The organism is Bacillus sp. FSL E2-8868 (genome assembly GCF_038005505.1).
Lineage (GTDB): Bacteria > Bacillota > Bacilli > Bacillales > Bacillaceae_G > Bacillus_A > Bacillus_A mycoides.
Map to the genome: position 1 here is coordinate 610,531 of NZ_JBBOTI010000001.1, position 16,501 is coordinate 627,031.

General features: G+C 36.2%; 24 protein-coding genes and 1 pseudogene. 16 read left to right on the forward strand and 9 right to left on the reverse strand.

Annotated features, from left to right (window positions below):
- Nucleotides 1-20 precede the first annotated feature (20 nt).
- From NSS74_RS03315 to NSS74_RS03325, 3 genes are all read right to left on the reverse strand, one after another.
- Nucleotides 21-830 (reverse strand): hypothetical protein, encoded by an 810-nt coding sequence (locus NSS74_RS03315; RefSeq protein ID WP_002143114.1) that lies wholly within the window; start codon nucleotides 828-830, stop codon nucleotides 21-23.
- A 200-nt stretch (nucleotides 831-1,030) separates the two neighbouring features.
- Nucleotides 1,031-1,702 carry a DUF1129 family protein gene (locus NSS74_RS03320; protein WP_340813194.1) on the reverse strand — a complete coding sequence of 224 codons (672 nt, stop codon included), beginning with the start codon at nucleotides 1,700-1,702 and terminating at the stop codon, nucleotides 1,031-1,033.
- A 5-nt stretch (nucleotides 1,703-1,707) separates the two neighbouring features.
- The gene (locus NSS74_RS03325; protein WP_002143107.1) at nucleotides 1,708-2,025 is read right to left on the reverse strand and encodes a PadR family transcriptional regulator; all 318 of its coding nucleotides are present in this window, start codon (nucleotides 2,023-2,025) and stop codon (nucleotides 1,708-1,710) included.
- A gap of 156 nt (nucleotides 2,026-2,181) precedes the next feature.
- Between NSS74_RS03325 and splB the strand changes: the two genes are divergently transcribed.
- From splB to NSS74_RS03340, 3 genes are all read left to right on the forward strand, one after another.
- On the forward strand, nucleotides 2,182-3,207 hold the full coding sequence (splB, locus tag NSS74_RS03330; protein WP_340813196.1) for a spore photoproduct lyase: 1,026 nt from the start codon (nucleotides 2,182-2,184) through the stop codon (nucleotides 3,205-3,207).
- A 133-nt stretch (nucleotides 3,208-3,340) separates the two neighbouring features.
- Nucleotides 3,341-3,769 (forward strand): transcriptional regulator MntR, encoded by a 429-nt coding sequence (gene mntR / locus NSS74_RS03335; RefSeq protein WP_002143106.1) that lies wholly within the window; start codon nucleotides 3,341-3,343, stop codon nucleotides 3,767-3,769.
- A 53-nt stretch (nucleotides 3,770-3,822) separates the two neighbouring features.
- Nucleotides 3,823-4,470, forward strand: a complete 648-nt coding sequence (locus NSS74_RS03340) for an HAD family hydrolase (protein WP_002033993.1) — start codon at nucleotides 3,823-3,825, stop codon at nucleotides 4,468-4,470.
- A gap of 80 nt (nucleotides 4,471-4,550) precedes the next feature.
- Here the strand turns inward: NSS74_RS03340 and NSS74_RS03345 are convergent, their stop codons facing one another.
- Together NSS74_RS03345 and NSS74_RS03350 are read right to left on the reverse strand one after the other, a co-directional pair.
- Nucleotides 4,551-4,952: an SA1362 family protein gene (locus NSS74_RS03345; protein WP_002015046.1), complete on the reverse strand. Its 402-nt coding sequence runs from the start codon at nucleotides 4,950-4,952 to the stop codon at nucleotides 4,551-4,553.
- 79 nt (nucleotides 4,953-5,031) lie between these two features.
- Entirely contained in the window at nucleotides 5,032-5,952 is a 921-nt protein-coding gene (locus NSS74_RS03350) for a DUF1385 domain-containing protein (RefSeq protein WP_002015047.1), read from the reverse strand.
- A 244-nt stretch (nucleotides 5,953-6,196) separates the two neighbouring features.
- Between NSS74_RS03350 and NSS74_RS03355 the strand changes: the two genes are divergently transcribed.
- From NSS74_RS03355 to efp, 4 genes are read left to right on the forward strand one after another with little or no spacing between them, the layout of a single operon-like run.
- Nucleotides 6,197-6,682 carry a YqhR family membrane protein gene (locus NSS74_RS03355; protein ID WP_002015048.1) on the forward strand — a complete coding sequence of 162 codons (486 nt, stop codon included), beginning with the start codon at nucleotides 6,197-6,199 and terminating at the stop codon, nucleotides 6,680-6,682.
- A gap of 55 nt (nucleotides 6,683-6,737) precedes the next feature.
- Nucleotides 6,738-7,178, forward strand: a complete 441-nt coding sequence (gene aroQ / locus NSS74_RS03360) for a type II 3-dehydroquinate dehydratase (protein WP_002015049.1) — start codon at nucleotides 6,738-6,740, stop codon at nucleotides 7,176-7,178.
- A 4-nt stretch (nucleotides 7,179-7,182) separates the two neighbouring features.
- Complete coding sequence (gene pepQ / locus NSS74_RS03365; RefSeq protein WP_002033991.1) at nucleotides 7,183-8,244, forward strand: Xaa-Pro dipeptidase; 1,062 nt, start codon at nucleotides 7,183-7,185, stop codon at nucleotides 8,242-8,244.
- A gap of 21 nt (nucleotides 8,245-8,265) precedes the next feature.
- Complete coding sequence (gene efp / locus NSS74_RS03370) at nucleotides 8,266-8,823, forward strand: elongation factor P (protein ID WP_002033989.1); 558 nt, start codon at nucleotides 8,266-8,268, stop codon at nucleotides 8,821-8,823.
- A 35-nt stretch (nucleotides 8,824-8,858) separates the two neighbouring features.
- On the opposite strand, the pseudogene NSS74_RS03375 reads toward efp, so the two are convergent.
- The 3 genes and pseudogenes from NSS74_RS03375 to NSS74_RS03385 all read right to left on the reverse strand — a co-directional run.
- Nucleotides 8,859-9,059: pseudogene (locus tag NSS74_RS03375) on the reverse strand (hypothetical protein); the annotation flags it as partial.
- A gap of 356 nt (nucleotides 9,060-9,415) precedes the next feature.
- Nucleotides 9,416-9,592, reverse strand: coding sequence for a hypothetical protein (locus NSS74_RS03380; RefSeq protein ID WP_002143105.1), 177 nt, complete (start codon nucleotides 9,590-9,592; stop codon nucleotides 9,416-9,418).
- On the reverse strand, nucleotides 9,573-10,154 hold the full coding sequence (locus NSS74_RS03385; protein WP_002143103.1) for a GNAT family N-acetyltransferase: 582 nt from the start codon (nucleotides 10,152-10,154) through the stop codon (nucleotides 9,573-9,575). Before NSS74_RS03385 ends, NSS74_RS03380 begins: the two co-directional genes overlap by 20 nt.
- 178 nt (nucleotides 10,155-10,332) lie before the next feature.
- Here NSS74_RS03385 and NSS74_RS03390 point away from each other — a divergent pair, with 178 nt between their 5' ends.
- From NSS74_RS03390 to NSS74_RS03430, 9 genes are read left to right on the forward strand one after another with little or no spacing between them, the layout of a single operon-like run.
- Nucleotides 10,333-10,614, forward strand: coding sequence for a YqhV family protein (locus NSS74_RS03390; protein WP_000816054.1), 282 nt, complete (start codon nucleotides 10,333-10,335; stop codon nucleotides 10,612-10,614).
- A gap of 27 nt (nucleotides 10,615-10,641) precedes the next feature.
- Nucleotides 10,642-11,568 (forward strand): stage III sporulation protein AA, encoded by a 927-nt coding sequence (spoIIIAA, locus tag NSS74_RS03395; protein WP_002143102.1) that lies wholly within the window; start codon nucleotides 10,642-10,644, stop codon nucleotides 11,566-11,568.
- Nucleotides 11,562-12,077, forward strand: coding sequence for a stage III sporulation protein SpoIIIAB (gene spoIIIAB, locus NSS74_RS03400; protein ID WP_002088574.1), 516 nt, complete (start codon nucleotides 11,562-11,564; stop codon nucleotides 12,075-12,077). Before spoIIIAA ends, spoIIIAB begins: the two co-directional genes overlap by 7 nt.
- A 14-nt stretch (nucleotides 12,078-12,091) precedes the next feature.
- Nucleotides 12,092-12,295: a stage III sporulation protein AC gene (gene spoIIIAC / locus NSS74_RS03405; RefSeq protein ID WP_000020914.1), complete on the forward strand. Its 204-nt coding sequence runs from the start codon at nucleotides 12,092-12,094 to the stop codon at nucleotides 12,293-12,295.
- A 23-nt stretch (nucleotides 12,296-12,318) separates the two neighbouring features.
- A complete protein-coding gene (gene spoIIIAD / locus NSS74_RS03410) occupies nucleotides 12,319-12,702 on the forward strand; it encodes a stage III sporulation protein AD (RefSeq protein WP_078172833.1) in 384 nt (127 codons plus the stop codon).
- Nucleotides 12,703-12,712: 10 nt separating this feature from the next.
- Entirely contained in the window at nucleotides 12,713-13,885 is a 1,173-nt protein-coding gene (gene spoIIIAE, locus NSS74_RS03415) for a stage III sporulation protein AE (protein WP_002067101.1), read from the forward strand.
- Between the two features lie 12 nt (nucleotides 13,886-13,897).
- On the forward strand, nucleotides 13,898-14,530 hold the full coding sequence (spoIIIAF, locus tag NSS74_RS03420) for a stage III sporulation protein AF (RefSeq protein ID WP_002015059.1): 633 nt from the start codon (nucleotides 13,898-13,900) through the stop codon (nucleotides 14,528-14,530).
- Nucleotides 14,520-15,182, forward strand: a complete 663-nt coding sequence (gene spoIIIAG / locus NSS74_RS03425; protein WP_002088572.1) for a stage III sporulation protein AG — start codon at nucleotides 14,520-14,522, stop codon at nucleotides 15,180-15,182. Before spoIIIAF ends, spoIIIAG begins: the two co-directional genes overlap by 11 nt.
- Before the next feature lie 15 nt (nucleotides 15,183-15,197).
- Complete coding sequence (locus NSS74_RS03430; protein WP_002015062.1) at nucleotides 15,198-15,854, forward strand: SpoIIIAH-like family protein; 657 nt, start codon at nucleotides 15,198-15,200, stop codon at nucleotides 15,852-15,854.
- A gap of 58 nt (nucleotides 15,855-15,912) precedes the next feature.
- Here NSS74_RS03430 and NSS74_RS03435 read toward each other — a convergent pair whose 3' ends face one another.
- Nucleotides 15,913-16,110: a hypothetical protein gene (locus tag NSS74_RS03435; RefSeq protein WP_012261697.1), complete on the reverse strand. Its 198-nt coding sequence runs from the start codon at nucleotides 16,108-16,110 to the stop codon at nucleotides 15,913-15,915.
- Nucleotides 16,111-16,501 lie beyond the last annotated feature (391 nt).

The following is a 16,501-nucleotide window of genomic DNA, read 5'->3' on the forward strand; positions in this document are numbered from 1 at the left end:
CGACCGCCATCTCCTTATTTTTATAGTAAATTAAGTACTTTTTCTACTTTGATTCCTTTATCTTGTAAAGAACGAAGGCGATTTACAACGTCCATAATTTCTTTGTCGAATGTAACGCTAATACCTTGGCTTTGTAGCTCTTTTTTTAATCCTTCAATAGAATCATCTATGTCGATGCCAAGCTCGTAATCTTGACAAACTTCAATTGTCTTTTTCACAAGTTTAACATAATTTTCTTGTAGTTTTGTATTTGTTTCAGTCAAAGCAGGTTGCTTCGGTTTTATAGGAGTAACCGGTGCTGTCTCTTGCTTTGTAACTGGAGTAGATAGTTCTATAGCTGCTTCAACACTTACTGACTTCGGCGTTGGTACCGGAGTAGGTTTAGATGCAGCAGGTGTTTCTACTCGTGTAATAGGCTTTGGAGCAGGTGTAACTGCTTTTGGAGCTTCTACAACTACTTCTTTTTTCGGAGTAGCTTCTACAACTGTTTCTTCTTGCTCAGCAGCTTCTTTATTTTCTTTGCTCCACATAACGCGTTCAACTTCTAGAGAAACATTATTTTTGTTCATCGCTGTTAATGTAACTTTACCAACCTCAGCGTTCCCAGTGAAATCAACAATTTTATAAATAACACTCTTGTTCCAATCCACGTTTCCGCTCAAAAATAATTCTTCGTTACATTTCGGCGTTAAGCCCTCGATTTTAATTTCTGCGTTTACACCGTTTTCACTGTATACCATAATTAGCGAAGCATTTACATCTTCGTCTGCTAACATTAGTTCACGTACCATTTTGCCGGTGCGTACTTGCGTTTTCTTCTTAACTGACATCAAATTTCTCCTCTCAAAAATTCAGTAATAATAAAAAAATCGTATAACGAAAAATAATTGCTCACGAAGATTTATGATACCGATAATAAAAGCATCACGTCAACAATTAACTTTAATTATTTTGCATTTTTCTTATTTTCTTTATGAAATTTTTCAATTTGTAAAATTATACAGAAGAAAAACAGCCGTTTGAAGGGCTGTTAAAAATTTGATTTTTTGTATAGTAATTTATATAAAATAAAAAATAGGATAGCGATTAAGGCGTTTTGCCAAAAGGTTAGATGATAAATGAGATAAGGTTGTTTTTTAAAATAGACATTTAAAAATACAGCTGAACAAAATGGAGTAGCAAATGCGAATCCAAATAGAATCCTTCTTTTCCAATTCATCTTTTGATTAAAGGAATAGCGCTTTAATAAATATAAAATGAAAAGTATACCTAGTATAATAAGTGAAACGAACAAAGTGGTTCCAGGGATGCTAAAAGCTGGGCTTAATTGTTCGATATTCTTCCCGAAGATTAAAATGAAAGTCGAAACAAGTGCATCTATTCCAAACTGTATAGCAAGAAGTAAGCTAATAACAAAACCGATTAAAGAAGTTTGTTCTAGCTTTGTTTGGGTTGGTAAAGCTGATATAAGTTCATCGCAGTAAGATCGTAAATCATTTCCGAAAATATCATAAGCATTTTTATTTTCTGCTTGTGCTTCGATGAGATGATCTAATATTTCTAATAAAAGTTCTTCTAATTTTTGTTCGGGTACGTTAGATAATCGGAGATATACTAGCATATCGCCATAAGCAGCTTCGTTTTCAGGTGTTAGAAGTTTGCGTTTTCTGTTGTTTAGTTCTATCATATCTTGAGCTTTCATCCCCATCACTCCCCTTGTAATAAGTTGTTTACCGTCGTTGAAACCATTCCCCAACTTTTTTTAAATTCTTCAAGTTGTTCTAATCCCTTATCAGTTACGTGATAATATTTTCGCTTCGGTCCAAGAGAGGAAGTCTTTAATGTACCTTCAATAAGTTTCTCTTTTTGCATGCGTAACAATAAAGGATAGATGCTTCCTTCACTTACGAATGTAAAGCCGTGTTTATTTAATTTTGTACTTAGTTCATATCCGTACACTTCTTCTTGTGAAATGATATATAGAATGCAACCTTCTAGTACACCTTTTAACATTTGGCTGTGCATGATTTCACCACCTTTTATCCAGGTAACTTGCCTTGCAAGGTAGCTGTTATCTAAATTATAACAGTCAGTAACTTGCAACGCAAGTTACTGAAGTGGAAAACTTTAATCTGTGTTAATTTTCATGTGCTTCCCATACTAATGAGAGGAGGGAAGCACATGAAACCATTTATGCCAAAACTCGTTTACTTTGAACCGAGGGCACTCGAATATCCGCTTGGAAAAGAGCTTTATGAGAAGTTTACGAAGATGGGATTAGAAATCCGTGAAACGACATCACACAATCAAATTAGAAATTTTCCAGGGGAAAATGAATTGCAAAAGTATCGTAATGCAAAAGAAACACTTGTCGTTGGGGTGAGGAAGACGTTAAAGTTCGATACATCAAAACCTTCAGCTGAATATGCAATTCCGCTTGCAACAGGGTGTATGGGACATTGTCATTATTGCTATTTGCAAACGACACTTGGGAGTAAACCTTACGTAAGGGTGTATGTGAATCTAGATGAAATCTTTGAGAAGGCAAAGCAATATATGGATGAAAGGGCCCCTGAAATAACAAGATTTGAAGCGGCGTGTACATCAGACATCGTTGGAATTGATCATTTGACACATGCATTAAAGCGGGCGATAGAGTTTATCGGAGAAAGTGAACATGGACGTTTACGCTTCGTTACCAAATATTCGCATGTTGATCATTTATTAGATGCAAAGCATAATGGGAAAACGCGTTTTCGATTTAGTATTAATTCACGTTATGTTATTAAAAATTTTGAACCAGGGACATCGCCATTTGAAGAGCGAATTGAGGCTGCTCGTAAAGTAGCGGGGGCTAATTATCCTCTTGGTTTTATTGTTGCGCCAATTTATATGCATGAAGGGTGGGAAGAAGGGTACCGTGAATTGTTTGAACGATTGTACAATGCGTTAAAAGACATGACGATACCAAATTTAACGTTCGAATTAATTCAACATCGTTTTACGAAACCAGCCAAAAAAGTCATTCAAGAACGTTATCCGAATACGAAACTTGAAATGGATGAAGAGAAGCGGAAATATAAATGGGGACGATACGGTATTGGGAAATATGTATATCAAAAGGATGATGTGGAAGTATTAGAAGAAACAATACGAGGTTATATATATGAGTATTTTCCCGATGCAGAAATTCAATATTTTACATAAGGGGAATCTGGATTCTTTTTTTGTTTTATATATTTAGGCTCGTTTCCACCTTGTCACGTTATTCTTTCTGGTGTATCATTTTATTGATTGCTTCGTACGGAATAAGCAAAATGAAATTGGATGGAGGAAACCGATGCCTACCCCTAGTATGGAAGATTATATTGAACAAATTTATTTGTTGATTGATGAAAAGGGTTATGCCCGTGTATCTGATATTGCTGAAGCGCTTAGTGTACATCCATCCTCTGTAACAAAAATGGTACAAAAATTAGACAAAGACGAATATCTAATTTATGAAAAATATAGAGGGCTTGTATTAACATCAAAAGGTAAAAAAATCGGAGAACGTCTCGTATATCGTCATGAATTGTTAGAACAGTTTATGCGCATTATCGGTGTGGATGAAAGCAAAATTTATAATGATGTAGAAGGAATTGAACATCATTTAAGTTGGGAATCAATTGACCGTATCGGTGATTTAGTACAATACTTTGAACAAGATGAAGTTCGAGTAAAAACACTTCGTGGTGTTCAAAAAGCAAATGAAGAGAAAAGTAATTAAGGGGAACGTGTGGCGTTTCCTTTTTTATTTCAATCGAAAAGGACGGGAGAATAATGAAAGCAATTATTTTTGATTTTGATGGATTAATTGTGGACACAGAAACAATATGGTTTCACTCTTTCAGAGATGCTGTTCGTGAATACGGCGGCGAGTTACCTTTAGGGGAATTTGCAAAATGTATTGGAACGACAGATGAAGTGCTTTATGCATATTTAAAAGAGCAATTAAAAGAAAAATTTAACGAGCATGCATTAAAGGGAAAAGTAACAACTTTACATAAAGAGAAAATGAAAATACCAAAAGCGCGTGACGGGGTAAAAGAATATTTAGAAGAAGCGAAAGAACTTGGATTGAAAATCGCATTAGCCTCTAGTTCATCTAGGGAGTGGGTCGTTCGTTTTTTAGAAGAGCTACAAATTAGAGATTATTTTGAAGTGATTAAAACGCGAGAAGATGTAGAGAAGGTAAAACCAGATCCAGCTCTTTATAAAGTTACGATAGAAGAATTAGAAATTGAACCATCAGAAGCTGTTGTATTTGAAGATTCATTGAATGGATTGAAAGCAGCGGTGGCAGCAGGATTAAAGTGTGTCGTCGTACCTAATGATGTGACAAGAAATTTGCAATTTGAAAACCATCACCTTCGTATCGAAAGTATGAAAGAGAAAAGTTTGAAAGAAGTGCTTCAACATATAAAGTGAAACTTTAATCAGTAGGGTTTTTCGCATCTTCCACTGATTATTAGCCCCGCACCAACCGGGATAAAAAAAGACCGTATTTCCTAAAAGGAAGCACGGTCTTTCTTTTTGTTTTTTTTACCTTCAATGACAGTTAAATGAGATTGTTTTCTTTTTCTTTTCAACGATGGAGAATTACCCTTTTTCCCCTTGTCATCAGAAGCATTTCGTTTCAAGAAAGAATTGCTTAGGGGTGCTACATTTTGTTTCCCGTGTTTGCGGTTCGATTGTTTCGCTGCACGCTTATATGAGCTTTGCGAATTTGCAGAACCACTAGAGTTTGTAAACATTTTGTAGAGTAAGTAAAAGATACCGACGACAGCTAACATGATACCAATGTTTTTCAATACTTCCATTGGATTTGTAATAACAGATGAAACAAGGCCGAATATTGCCAATCCGATAATAAGCACAAATATAGCGAATGTAAACGAACGACCGTTCATAAGGGACACCTCCTAAAAACATATATTAAAATTAGTATATTAACGATGAGGAAAGGAGTTGAACACCATTTTTAAATAATTATTGTTTGTTTTCTAAACGTAATAATTCTTCAAACGATGCGATTGCAACTTCCGCTTGATCATCTGTTGGTTCTTTCGTTGTTAATAGTTGCAGCCATAATCCTGGATATCCAAGTACTCGTAAAACAGGGACATCTCGTAATCGATTGGTAAATTGTAATACTTCAAAAGAAATACCGAGAACAACTGGAATTAATAAAATTCGGTTTACTACCCTTGCCCAAAGCGGATCTGTAGGGACGAGGAAATAGACAAACATTCCAATAATGACTGTAAATATAATAAAGCTACTCCCACAGCGATAATGGAGGCGAGTTTGCTTTTGAACATTTTCTACAGTCAGTGGAAGATTATTCTCATAAGCATTGATTACTTTATGTTCCGCACCGTGGTACTGAAATACCCGCTTAATAAGTGGGGTTAAAGAAATGAAGTATATATAGCTCAATAATAGCATGAGCTTAATGACACTTTCGACAATGATTTGCCCTGTATGAGATGGGAAAATCGGTCTCGTTAATTCAGCTAAAAGTGCAGGAACTGCTGTGAAAATTACTTTACCAAATATGAACGATAAAACGCCAACTGCTGCAACTCCTAATACCATCGTTAATTTTGATTGTTCTTCTTTTTTATTTGCAAGTTGTTCATCTTCTTCTGGGTGGACATCAAATCGTTCTGAAGCAAAGTTTAAATGTTTCGCTCCATTCGCACTTGCATCCACAATAGCGGCAATACCTCGTAAAAATGGAATTTTCTTTAGTAGAGATAATGCTTTATTACGAACGCGTGGTAAACGATAAAATTCAATCGATTTATCTTTACGACGAACCGCTGTAACAGTATATTCTCTACCGCCAAACATAACTCCTTCTATGACTGCCTGCCCGCCATATATTTGTTTTGACTCTTCTGCCATGTTAACACCAACCTGTATTTGTTTCTCTCTTATGTAGAAAAAGAGGCAATTGTCATACTTGGTTTTGTCATCTTGAAATAAGACAATCACCGAGTTTCCTTTATTTTATCGACAAATACAGGCAGATGACAAGGGAAAATGTTACGAGAGTCGGACATTTCTTATTCTTTTTATAGACAAATTTTGCAGGATTTAAACATGCCTCAAAATAGTTTCGGGCATACTAGTGAGCGGAGGTGTCAATGTGAATCAAGAACAATCAACAATAAGAAACTTTGTACAAATTGGTTTATTTGGTGGCTTATTTTGGGGAGGTATATGGTATTTCCTTCATATATTCTCATTTACAGAAGCTGGACCTAACTATTTACTTTTACCGTTTGCATTTGGAGATTGGAAAGAAGGGGTTTGGGGAAATGTACTAGGTATCGTTTGTATGGGACTTCTTTCAATTTTAGTGGCATTTCTCTATAAAGCCCTTTTTAAAAAGTTTGAAGGAGTATTCCCTGGCGTACTATACGGTTTGTTTTGGTGGGCATTATTATTTTTGGGGATGGGGCTAATGGCACCTGTTATTAAAAGTGCACTCCATTTACCGAAAGAAACAATTGTAACGACAATATGTATCTTTATATTATATGGTGTTTTTATTTCGTATTCTGTAGCATTCGAATCGAATAATACAAATAGAGGAGAAGGGGTCGAGAAGACAAACTATTCAAATAAGTGATTCCTATGTTAAAATGTCGTATAGACATTTTTAAATATTAAGGAGTTTTAAGAAAATGAAAAAGTTACTCCTCGTAAATGGTCCTAACCTAAATCGCCTTGGCGTTAGGGAAGTAAATGTATACGGAAAAGGAACGTTAGCGACGCTTGAAACAGATATGAAACACGAAGCAGAGAAAATGGGAGTGGAGTTAGAATGTTTCCAATCGAATCATGAAGGTGCTATTATCGATCGTCTTCATGAGGCTGAAGATATATATGAAGGGATCATTTTAAATCCTGGAGCATTTACGCATTATAGCTATGCGATTCGAGATGCAATTGCGAGCATTTCGATTCCTGTTATTGAAGTACATATTTCTAACATTCACCAGCGTGAATCGTTCCGTCACGAATCTGTGACGGCGGCTGTTTGTGCAGGACAAATTGTTGGATTTGGTTTTTATGGCTATAAGTTAGCGTTATTTGCATTAATGGAGAAATTGAGGGAGGCATAAAGTAATGGAAAAGATCGAGAGATTAAGAAGTGCGTTTGATGAGGCTGGTATTGACGGTATCGTATTAACGAATGAACATAGCCGTAGATATATGGCGAATTTCACAGGAACAGCTGGTGTTGTACTAATTTCAAAAGAGCGTGCTCTATTTATTACAGATTTCCGTTATGTAGAGCAAGCTAGTAAGCAAGCGGTTGGATACGAAATAGTGCAGCATCCAGGATTAATTCTTGATGAAGTTGCGAAACAAGTTAAAGAACTTGGAATTCAAAAGCTAGGATTTGAGCAAGATACTCTTACATATAGCTCTTACGTAACGCATAATGAAGCGATCGAAGCTGAATTCATCCCAACTTCTGGGCTTGTAGAAAAGTTACGCTTGATAAAGACTGATTCAGAGATTAAGATATTAAAGGAAGCTGCACAGATTGCAGATGCTGCCTTTGAGCATATTCTATCATTCATTCGCCCGGGAGTATCTGAAATTGAAGTGTCAAATGAACTTGAATTTTTCATGAGAAAACAAGGAGCAACATCTTCTTCGTTTGATATTATCGTTGCTTCAGGTCTTCGTTCGGCATTACCGCACGGCGTGGCATCTGAAAAAGTGATAGAAAAAGGAGATTTCGTTACATTAGACTTCGGCGCTTATTACAAAGGATATTGCTCTGATATTACTCGTACGATTGCAGTCGGTGAACCATCTGATAAATTAAAAGAAATTTATAATATCGTTTTAGAAGCACAACTACGTGGTGTGAACGGTATTAAAGCTGGTTTAACGGGTCGTGAGGCTGATGCATTAACGCGTGATTACATAACGGAAAAAGGATATGGTGAATACTTCGGACACTCTACTGGTCATGGAATCGGTCTTGAAATCCATGAAGCACCAGGTTTAGCGTTCCGTTCTGATACAGTACTTGAACCAGGTATGGCTGTAACAGTAGAACCAGGTATTTATATTCCAGGTGTTGGCGGGGTACGTATTGAAGATGATATCATTGTAACAAGTGAAGGCAATGAAGTAATAACGAAATCACCAAAAGAACTTATTATTTTGTAATACACAGGAGGATTTTTTTACATGATTTCAGTAAACGATTTTCGTACAGGTTTAACAATTTCAGTGGACAATGCCCTTTGGCAAGTAATGGATTTCCAACACGTAAAGCCAGGTAAAGGTGCTGCATTCGTTCGCTCTAAACTACGTAACCTTCGCACAGGATCTGTTCAAGAGAAAACATTCCGTGCAGGTGAAAAAGTAGAAAAAGCACACATCGAAAACCGTCGTATGCAATACTTATACGCGAGCGGTGAGTCTCACGTATTTATGGATAACGAAACTTATGAGCAAATCGAACTTGGCGAAAACCAAATCGAGCGCGAATTAAAATTCTTAAAAGAAAACATGGGAGTATCTATTATGACATACCAAGATGAAGTACTTGGTGTTGAGCTTCCGAACACAGTTGAATTAACAGTGTCAGAAACAGAACCTGGTATTAAAGGTGACACAGCTTCTAACGTAACAAAACCAGCTAAATTAGAAACTGGTCTTGTTGTACAAGTACCAATCTTCATTAACGAAGGCGAAATGCTTATCATCAACACTGGTGAAGGTAAATACGTTTCTCGTGCATAGTAGAAAAGCACTCGTGATTATCACGAGTGCTTTTTTTATAGGAAGTAGGGAAGATAGTAAATTGCAGTTATAACAAAACTAACTGTGACGAGTGAAAGGGTACCCATAATATATGGAGTCAAAACAATTTGAAACGGGCGTATTTCACCAGTTTCAATACCGGTAAAAGTTTTATTCGTTACATGATCCATATTGTTATTTCTAAAGTTACTCATAATAATTAACCACTTGACACTCCCACCCCTAAAGTGTACCAGCTGACTAACGTCAGTGGGATTCTTGCTACCAAAGGCGAAGTCCATTTCTGGTATCGCTGACGTGCAAGATTGCGGTGTGCCATCACCACTCCCACAACAGACCATATAGGTTCGTGGGCTACGGTACTGTGACCATACCGTACAGATTGTTGGTTCTCAAATGTTTTTACGTCTTTTGCATGACGACTTAATACATTTTACGGAGTAGAAGAATTTGCTACCCCAACCTCATATGTATTCTGTTTTCAGAGAACAGTCGTTTTAGAGTCTTTTGCATGACTATAAATAAAGTATACCATGTTTTGCTATGCAAAAACGATGCTTTCATCCCATGTCTAAAGACGGACTAAAGTCCTGCGTGGGCTTTCCCGTATCATAAATTCTGTAATTGCAAATATTGCTAGACTGCCAAGGAAAAAGCTCTCCAAAAATGACCAGCCGACCATTTTTGAAAAAAGATAAATAATAGCTAATTCTACTACAATTGTTAAACTAATTTTTAATGCTTTCATATTTTCCCCCCTCATTTTGTACGTCCAGCCAATTTGAAAAATTCTTGCGTGATACGACATGTAGTGAGCAAGGTGACTTTACTTCTTTCTCAAGTGCAGCGTGTACGTCTGGAAATTGTTTTTCCACATGTAATGAAATGTAAGATAGTTTCTCTTGTGCTTTTAAAGAGCGAATGTTATTCGTTTTAGCACCGGCGAATACGTATGTGAGTTGTAAGTCTAAGAAAGCAACTTTAAAGATTTCTTTTTTAGCGGCCTCGTTATATCCTTTTCCCCAGTATGGATAGCCGATCCAACTGCCAATGTGAGATTGCTTTTTCTCATAATTAATATGTTTAAGTGTGGTGAGGCCAATTATTTCATTTTCTTCATTTACAATCACTCTTGATAAGGAGTGCTTTTTTCGTTCCTCTTCAATTGCAAAAAGAATGAATGTTTTTGTATCTTCCACTGATTCTACTTTTAGCCCTAATGCATTTTTTACATGTGGATTGCTTGATAGCTCAAAAATCACATTTGCATATCGTAAATCGAGCGGTAATAAAGTAACTTGCTTCATCATCTATGCTCCTTTTCTATTAAATATACCATAAATTAATTAGAATATTCAGTTTTAGGTTAAGTCGATAGAGAAAAATTATGTTTTTACTTCTGAAATAGACAACCTCTGCATATGGTTGTACAAATATATTCTTTTTCAGAATAAGGAAGTAGTAACTGTTATGGGAGAAGGTGGGAGAATGAAACAGTGGCTAGCGGCAATGGAAACATCCGTGCTTGTTATGGGATTACTTCGGTTGTTTTCAGGAAGCGCGGAAATATTCGCCGCTCTGCTTATGCTTTACGTGAATGATGCGAAGAAAGCATTGTTTATAAATGGTATGTTGGCGTTTGTTGGACCGACCGTATTAATTTTAACAATGACAATTGGCATAGCGAGTGTAGCAAGTGAGATTTCTTTCTTGAAACTCTTTTTTCTAGCGCTTGGAATTGGCTGCATTTTTATCGCGTTGTTGAAATAGTAAGTCGAGTATAGTGGGGAGAAGCTTATGAAAGAAGTATTAGAAGTTTTACCGAAAGCGATGAGACAGTTAGTTGAAGGCTGTAAACAATACGATACTCTAGAGGAAATTCGCGTTCGAATTGGAAGGCCACTAGAGTGTATTGCACATGGAGAAGTGTTTTTCTATGACTATATCGCTACAGCGGAAGATGCAATCCATTTATTGAATAAATTAAGTCAATTCTCAATTTATACGATGGAAGAGGAATTGAAACGTGGATATGTGACACTACGAGGAGGACATAGAATTGGCCTAGCTGGAAAAGTCATTACAGAAAAAAGCGCAGTGAAAATGATTCGAGATGTCTCTTCTTTTAATATTCGTATTGCCCGTCAAAAAATAGGGATTGCTGAGCCGCTTCTGCCATATCTTTATGAATCGCGATGGTTAAACACGATGGTAATTGGCCCACCGCAAACGGGGAAAACAACACTTTTAAGAGATGTAGCACGCTGTATGAGTCAAGGTGTAAGTGCTTCGAAAATTCCTTCATGTAAAGTGGGGATTGTTGATGAACGATCAGAAATTGCGGGCTGTGTGAAAGGAATCCCGCAATATGACTTTGGCGTGCGAGTAGATGTATTAGACGCTTGTCCAAAAGCTGAAGGAATGATGATGATGATTCGTTCTATGAGCCCAGACATATTAATCGTAGATGAAATTGGACGTAAAGAAGATAGTGAAGCGATTATGGAGGCGGTACATGCAGGTGTTCAGCTTTTTATAAGTGCACATGGATTTTCTTATGATGATGTTGTGAAACGTCCATCGTTACAGGCGGTGCTGGAACTTGGTGTATTTGATAGGTTTGTGGAATTATCAAAAGCGAGAGGGCCAGGAACAGTTATGCAAGTGAAAGATAGAGATGGAAAACCAGTATTATCCCATAGAAAGGTTCAAGGCGTATGGTGAAAATATTTGGTGCGGTATTAATAGTTGCTGTTAGCACTTTTTTCGGATTTTCATACGCTAAAAGGTACAGTGAGAGACCGCGGCAACTTAGGTTATTGAAGGCAGCATTGCAATCATTAGAAGCTGAAATTATGTATGGACACACGCCGTTATCTGAGGCTGCAGAGCGTTTAGTCAAACAAATGCCGAAGCCGTTAAATTGGATATTTCAAAGCTTTTCGAAACGGCTAGAGGACGGGGAGCAAACAGTTAGAGAAGCTTGGATTGATAGTTTGAAGGAGAACTGGACGTTAACGGCGTTTAAACAAACCGAGTATGAAATCTTACAACAATTTGGTGAAACACTTGGACAACATGATCGTGAATCACAGCAAAAACATATTCGCTTATGTATTACACATTTGGAGAGAGAAGAAGGAGAAGCGAAAGCATTACAACTACAATATGAAAAAATGATAAAGAGTTTAGGGGTACTAGCAGGGCTACTTATCGTAATTTTACTGCTATAGGGGGGAGAAAGGCGATGTCCATTGATGTTGGATTAATATTTCAAATCGCCGGAATCGGCATTGTTTTAGCTTTCATTCATACTGTACTAAAAGAATTAAAGCGAGAGGATATTGCAAATTGGGTTATCCTTGTCGGTTTTGTCGTTATTTTGTTTCATGTTGCATTTTTAATTAATACTCTATTCGACAAGATTAAAAGTGTCTTTCTCTTCCAGTAAAGGAGGCGGTTCGAATCGAAATTATACAAATTGTCGGATTAGGCCTCGTTGCTACATTTTTAGCTGCTGTTTTAAATCAGCATAAGTCTAGTATTACATCGTTATTTATTGTGTTCATTGGTAGCATGATGTTTCTTCTCTTAATCGATCAAATTCATTCTATTTTACAAATGATTGAGAGAGTGGCGAGTGAAGCGAAGGTTAGCAACGTATATGTAGAAACGTTATTGAAAATTATAGGGATTGCTTATATCGCTGAGTTTGGTGCGCAAATTACAAAGGATGCTGGTCAAGGTGCAATCGCTTCGAAAATTGAATTAGCTGGGAAAATCTTAATTCTCGTCATGGCAATTCCTATTTTGACGGTTGTAATTGAAACAATTCTCGGTTTTTTACCTACGGGATAAGGGGGAGTGAATGTTGAGGAAGTTTGGAGCTAAGCTATTATTTGCTTGCTTCCTTTTCTTTTCTTTACCGATTGTTGTACAAGCTTCTCCTATAGAAACAAACGTCGTTGATCAACAATTGGATAAGCTCGGAATTGAAGATGTGAAGCAATTTTGGGACGGGCTTGTTACAAAGTATGGAGGCTATTTACCAGAGAGTCAAAAAGGAAGCTTTATGGAGTTTGTAAAGGGAGAAAAAGAGTTCTCCATAAAAGAGTGGATGATAGGTCTACTAAAATATTTATTTCATGAGCTTGTTGCAAATGGAAAGTTACTCGGAACGCTCATTATGCTCACGATTTTCAGTGCATTGTTGCAATCGTTGCAATCTGCTTTTTCAAAGAGTAGCGTGAGTAAAATCGCTGATGCAGTCGTATACATGGTACTTATTATTTTCGCTTTAAATAGTTTTTATGTCGTTATGACATATGCAAGAGAGACGATACAAACAATGGTAGATTTTATACTAGCGTTATTACCAATTTTACTTGCACTCGTAGCAACAGGCGGCGGTGTTGTTTCTGTATCATTTTTTCATCCAATCATCATTTTCTTAATGAATACGAGTGGGCTTCTTATGAACTATATCGTTCTACCACTTTTATTACTTGCAACTATATTAAGTATTGTAAGCACGATGAGTGATCAATATAAAGTTACGAAATTGTCCAAGCTTTTGCAAAACGTTAGTGTTGGGATTATTGGTATCTTTTTGACGGTTTTTTTAGGCGTATTATCTGTACAGGGAACAGCGTCAGCCGTTGCTGATGGTATAGCTGTGAAAACGGCTAAATTTGTAACAGGAAATTTCATTCCTGTAGTAGGAAGGATGTTTACTGAGGCGGCGGATACTGTTATTAGTGCATCTGGATTATTAAAAAACACAGTCGGAATTATCGGGCTCGTTATTTTATGCTTAATTGTCGCTTTCCCAGCGATTCAAATTTTTTGTATCGCGTTTATTTATAAATTCGCAGCAGCAGTATTGCAACCAGTAGGCGGAGGAGCAATTATTCAATGTTTAGATATCATTGGACGAAGTATCATTTATGTATTTGCTTGCTTAGCTATCGTATCATTTATGTTCTTTTTAAGTATCACAATTATTATTGCTGCCGGGAACATTACTCTCATGATGCGGTAGGAGGTGAAGAGTATGCAATTTGTTACAGAGTGGATTAGAAATATTATCGTTTTTTTACTCTTAGCGACAATGCTTCATCTTATTCTTCCAAATTCAAATTTGCAAAAGTACGTTAAATTCGTTGTAAGTCTATTGTTAGTCGTATTAATTTTAACGCCTCTATTTAAGTTGTTACAAACAGATGTAAATGAAGTTATCGCAAATTTCAATGAGGAAAAGTACGTAGCAGATGGATCTGTAAAAAATTCGATAGATTCGAAGAAAAAAGAAATACAAGCTCTAACACGTGCATATAGTTTAGAAGAGATGGCTACCAAAATGAAAAAAGACGTAGGAAAAGAGTTTGAGAAAAAGTATGGTATGACAGTCTCTGAAATACAAATAGTCGCAGTGGAACATGCAGAAGAAGTAAAGTCAGCGAAAGATATTCAATCTGTTGTTGTGACGTTGAAAGAAAAAGAACGTAGTAAAAATGATGCAATCGAAACAGTAAAGCCAATTGAAATTAATATGAAAGAACCTCCAAAAAAAATAGAAGAAACGAATGTAGAAATGAAAGATTTCTTTTCAAGCAGGTGGCAACTAGAGGATAAACAAATCCAAGTTCAGATGGAAGGGAGGACAGGTAGCGTAAATGGACAATAAAGATAAAAATTCGAGGTTCTCATTTTTTCGAAACCTATTAAATGGGGATGGAAAAGAAAGTAATGAGAAGGGGAAAAAGGTAACACCTAAGTTTTTGCTTGTCCTACTCATACTTGGGATTGCGCTTATGTTTTCTAGTAATTTCTTATCACCTAAAAAAGAAGAAGTGCCTGTGTTTAAAGAAAAGACAAGTCAAAGCCAAGATAAAGATGTACCAACTTTCGGTCAAAAAAACAATGATAATATGTCAAATGTAGAAAAATACGAAAAAGCGTATGAACAAGAATTGAAAGCTTCTTTAGAAGAGATAGCCGGAGTAAAAGATGTAACTATTAAAGTGAACTTAGATTCATCTGAAGAAAAAATACTCGAGAAAAATACAGTAAAACGTTCACAAACGACAGGTGAAACTGATAAAGCAGGCGGGAAAAGGGAAGTAGAAGACGAGTCTCTTGATGAAAAGACAGTCATTATACGTGAAGGTGATAAAGAAACTCCAATTGTTTTGCGAACAGAGAAACCGAAAGTACGAGGTGTTCTGGTCGTAGCAAAGGGAGTGGATAATATACAAATAAAAGCAATGGTAAAAGAAGCTGTGACGCGATTATTAGATGTACCAGCTCATCGCGTTTCAGTATCACCGAAAAATTGATAGGGAGGAAATAAAGTGTTAAAAAAACAAACGGTTTGGCTATTAACGATGTTAAGTTTAGTGGTTGTACTATCTGTTTATTACGTAACAACTCCTGATAAAATGAATACAGCAGCACCGGCAACGGGTGAAAAGATGGGACAAGAAAAGCAAGGTGTTGATAAAGCAGTTACAAAAGAAACAACGAAAGAAACTACAAATAAAGAGACAACAAAAGAAAATACAAGCAAGGAAACTACAAATAAAGAAACAGACAAGAAAGAGAATGACAAAAAAGAAACAAGTAAAAAAGAGGCTAGCGTAACAGTTCAATCAAGCGATGAGAATTTTACAGCGCTACGTATGCAAATGGAAGATCAGCGTAGTGTAGAGAAAGAAAAGTTACAAAATGTAATGAAGTCATCAAAATCTTCAGCAGAAGAAAAGAGTAAAGCGAAAGATAATCTTGATGCAATCACTACGATGGAAACGAAGCAACAATTACTTGAGACAGTGATTAAATCTCAAGGCGGATATAAGGATGCTCTTGTAAGAGCTGATGGAACAGACATTAAAGTAACAGTTAAATCGGCAAAGCATTCACAAAAAGAAGCGAATAAAATTATTCAGCTCGTAAGAAGTGAAGGTGGTTCAAAAGATGTAGGTGTGAAATTTGATCCATCAGTAAAATAAATTGGAATTATAATAGGTGTTGCTGCTTCAAATTAGATAAAAGAATAATAGAAAAAAGCTATCGTTTTCGATAGCTTTTTTCTATTTCATCTTTGCAGTTGTATTTAGTATTTTCAATTGGAAACGGGGAAATACGCTGTGAGTAAAAGATTAATGGTTCGTGATGATGGTGATTAGTTTTTCCAGATTTGACGTGAATGAAGAGGACCAATGTCCAAATCACTACGGCAGGCAAGAACAGGATGAGCCATATCATATGTCCGCACCTCACTACAATAAATTTGCTACACTTTGAACATACTATTCTTTTATGAAGGAAGAATGAACGGCACGTAAACAAAAAAATAATATTTGGTAAAAATATGTTTTTTTACCGTGGATAAAATGAAGAATGCTGAGGGAATTACGTTTTTACACTTTGCAGTTTTGAAAAAGTAAAGAATGTTTTTTAGGAAGTGGTCTTGCCAATTTTGTGTGAAACTTGGTATTATTACTAGGTAATAATTTTTTGGTGGAATAATATTTTTACAGGAGTTTCGATTTATAATAAAGAAATATAAATTGGAATGTTTAAAAAATTTAGCGTAAGATGGGAATAGTAAATATTTCTATTAGTAAATGTCATAGGAATAAATTTTCTAATAGAA

Coding starts and splice junctions, on each gene's coding strand:
- NSS74_RS03380 (WP_002143105.1), bottom strand. CDS start 9,592: ATGAAAGCATTAAAAATTAGTTTAACAATTGTAGTAGAATTAGCTATT.
- mntR (WP_002143106.1), top strand. CDS start 3,341: ATGCCTACCCCTAGTATGGAAGATTATATTGAACAAATTTATTTGTTG.
- NSS74_RS03350 (WP_002015047.1), bottom strand. CDS start 5,952: ATGGCAGAAGAGTCAAAACAAATATATGGCGGGCAGGCAGTCATAGAA.
- NSS74_RS03435 (WP_012261697.1), bottom strand. CDS start 16,110: ATGATATGGCTCATCCTGTTCTTGCCTGCCGTAGTGATTTGGACATTG.
- splB (WP_340813196.1), top strand. CDS start 2,182: ATGAAACCATTTATGCCAAAACTCGTTTACTTTGAACCGAGGGCACTC.
- spoIIIAC (WP_000020914.1), top strand. CDS start 12,092: ATGTCCATTGATGTTGGATTAATATTTCAAATCGCCGGAATCGGCATT.
- spoIIIAE (WP_002067101.1), top strand. CDS start 12,713: ATGTTGAGGAAGTTTGGAGCTAAGCTATTATTTGCTTGCTTCCTTTTC.
- spoIIIAB (WP_002088574.1), top strand. CDS start 11,562: ATGGTGAAAATATTTGGTGCGGTATTAATAGTTGCTGTTAGCACTTTT.
- efp (WP_002033989.1), top strand. CDS start 8,266: ATGATTTCAGTAAACGATTTTCGTACAGGTTTAACAATTTCAGTGGAC.
- pepQ (WP_002033991.1), top strand. CDS start 7,183: ATGGAAAAGATCGAGAGATTAAGAAGTGCGTTTGATGAGGCTGGTATT.
- spoIIIAG (WP_002088572.1), top strand. CDS start 14,520: ATGGACAATAAAGATAAAAATTCGAGGTTCTCATTTTTTCGAAACCTA.
- NSS74_RS03390 (WP_000816054.1), top strand. CDS start 10,333: ATGAAACAGTGGCTAGCGGCAATGGAAACATCCGTGCTTGTTATGGGA.
- spoIIIAA (WP_002143102.1), top strand. CDS start 10,642: ATGAAAGAAGTATTAGAAGTTTTACCGAAAGCGATGAGACAGTTAGTT.
- NSS74_RS03315 (WP_002143114.1), bottom strand. CDS start 830: ATGTCAGTTAAGAAGAAAACGCAAGTACGCACCGGCAAAATGGTACGT.
- NSS74_RS03320 (WP_340813194.1), bottom strand. CDS start 1,702: ATGAAAGCTCAAGATATGATAGAACTAAACAACAGAAAACGCAAACTT.
- spoIIIAF (WP_002015059.1), top strand. CDS start 13,898: ATGCAATTTGTTACAGAGTGGATTAGAAATATTATCGTTTTTTTACTC.
- NSS74_RS03340 (WP_002033993.1), top strand. CDS start 3,823: ATGAAAGCAATTATTTTTGATTTTGATGGATTAATTGTGGACACAGAA.
- NSS74_RS03325 (WP_002143107.1), bottom strand. CDS start 2,025: ATGCACAGCCAAATGTTAAAAGGTGTACTAGAAGGTTGCATTCTATAT.
- NSS74_RS03345 (WP_002015046.1), bottom strand. CDS start 4,952: ATGAACGGTCGTTCGTTTACATTCGCTATATTTGTGCTTATTATCGGA.
- aroQ (WP_002015049.1), top strand. CDS start 6,738: ATGAAAAAGTTACTCCTCGTAAATGGTCCTAACCTAAATCGCCTTGGC.
- NSS74_RS03385 (WP_002143103.1), bottom strand. CDS start 10,154: ATGATGAAGCAAGTTACTTTATTACCGCTCGATTTACGATATGCAAAT.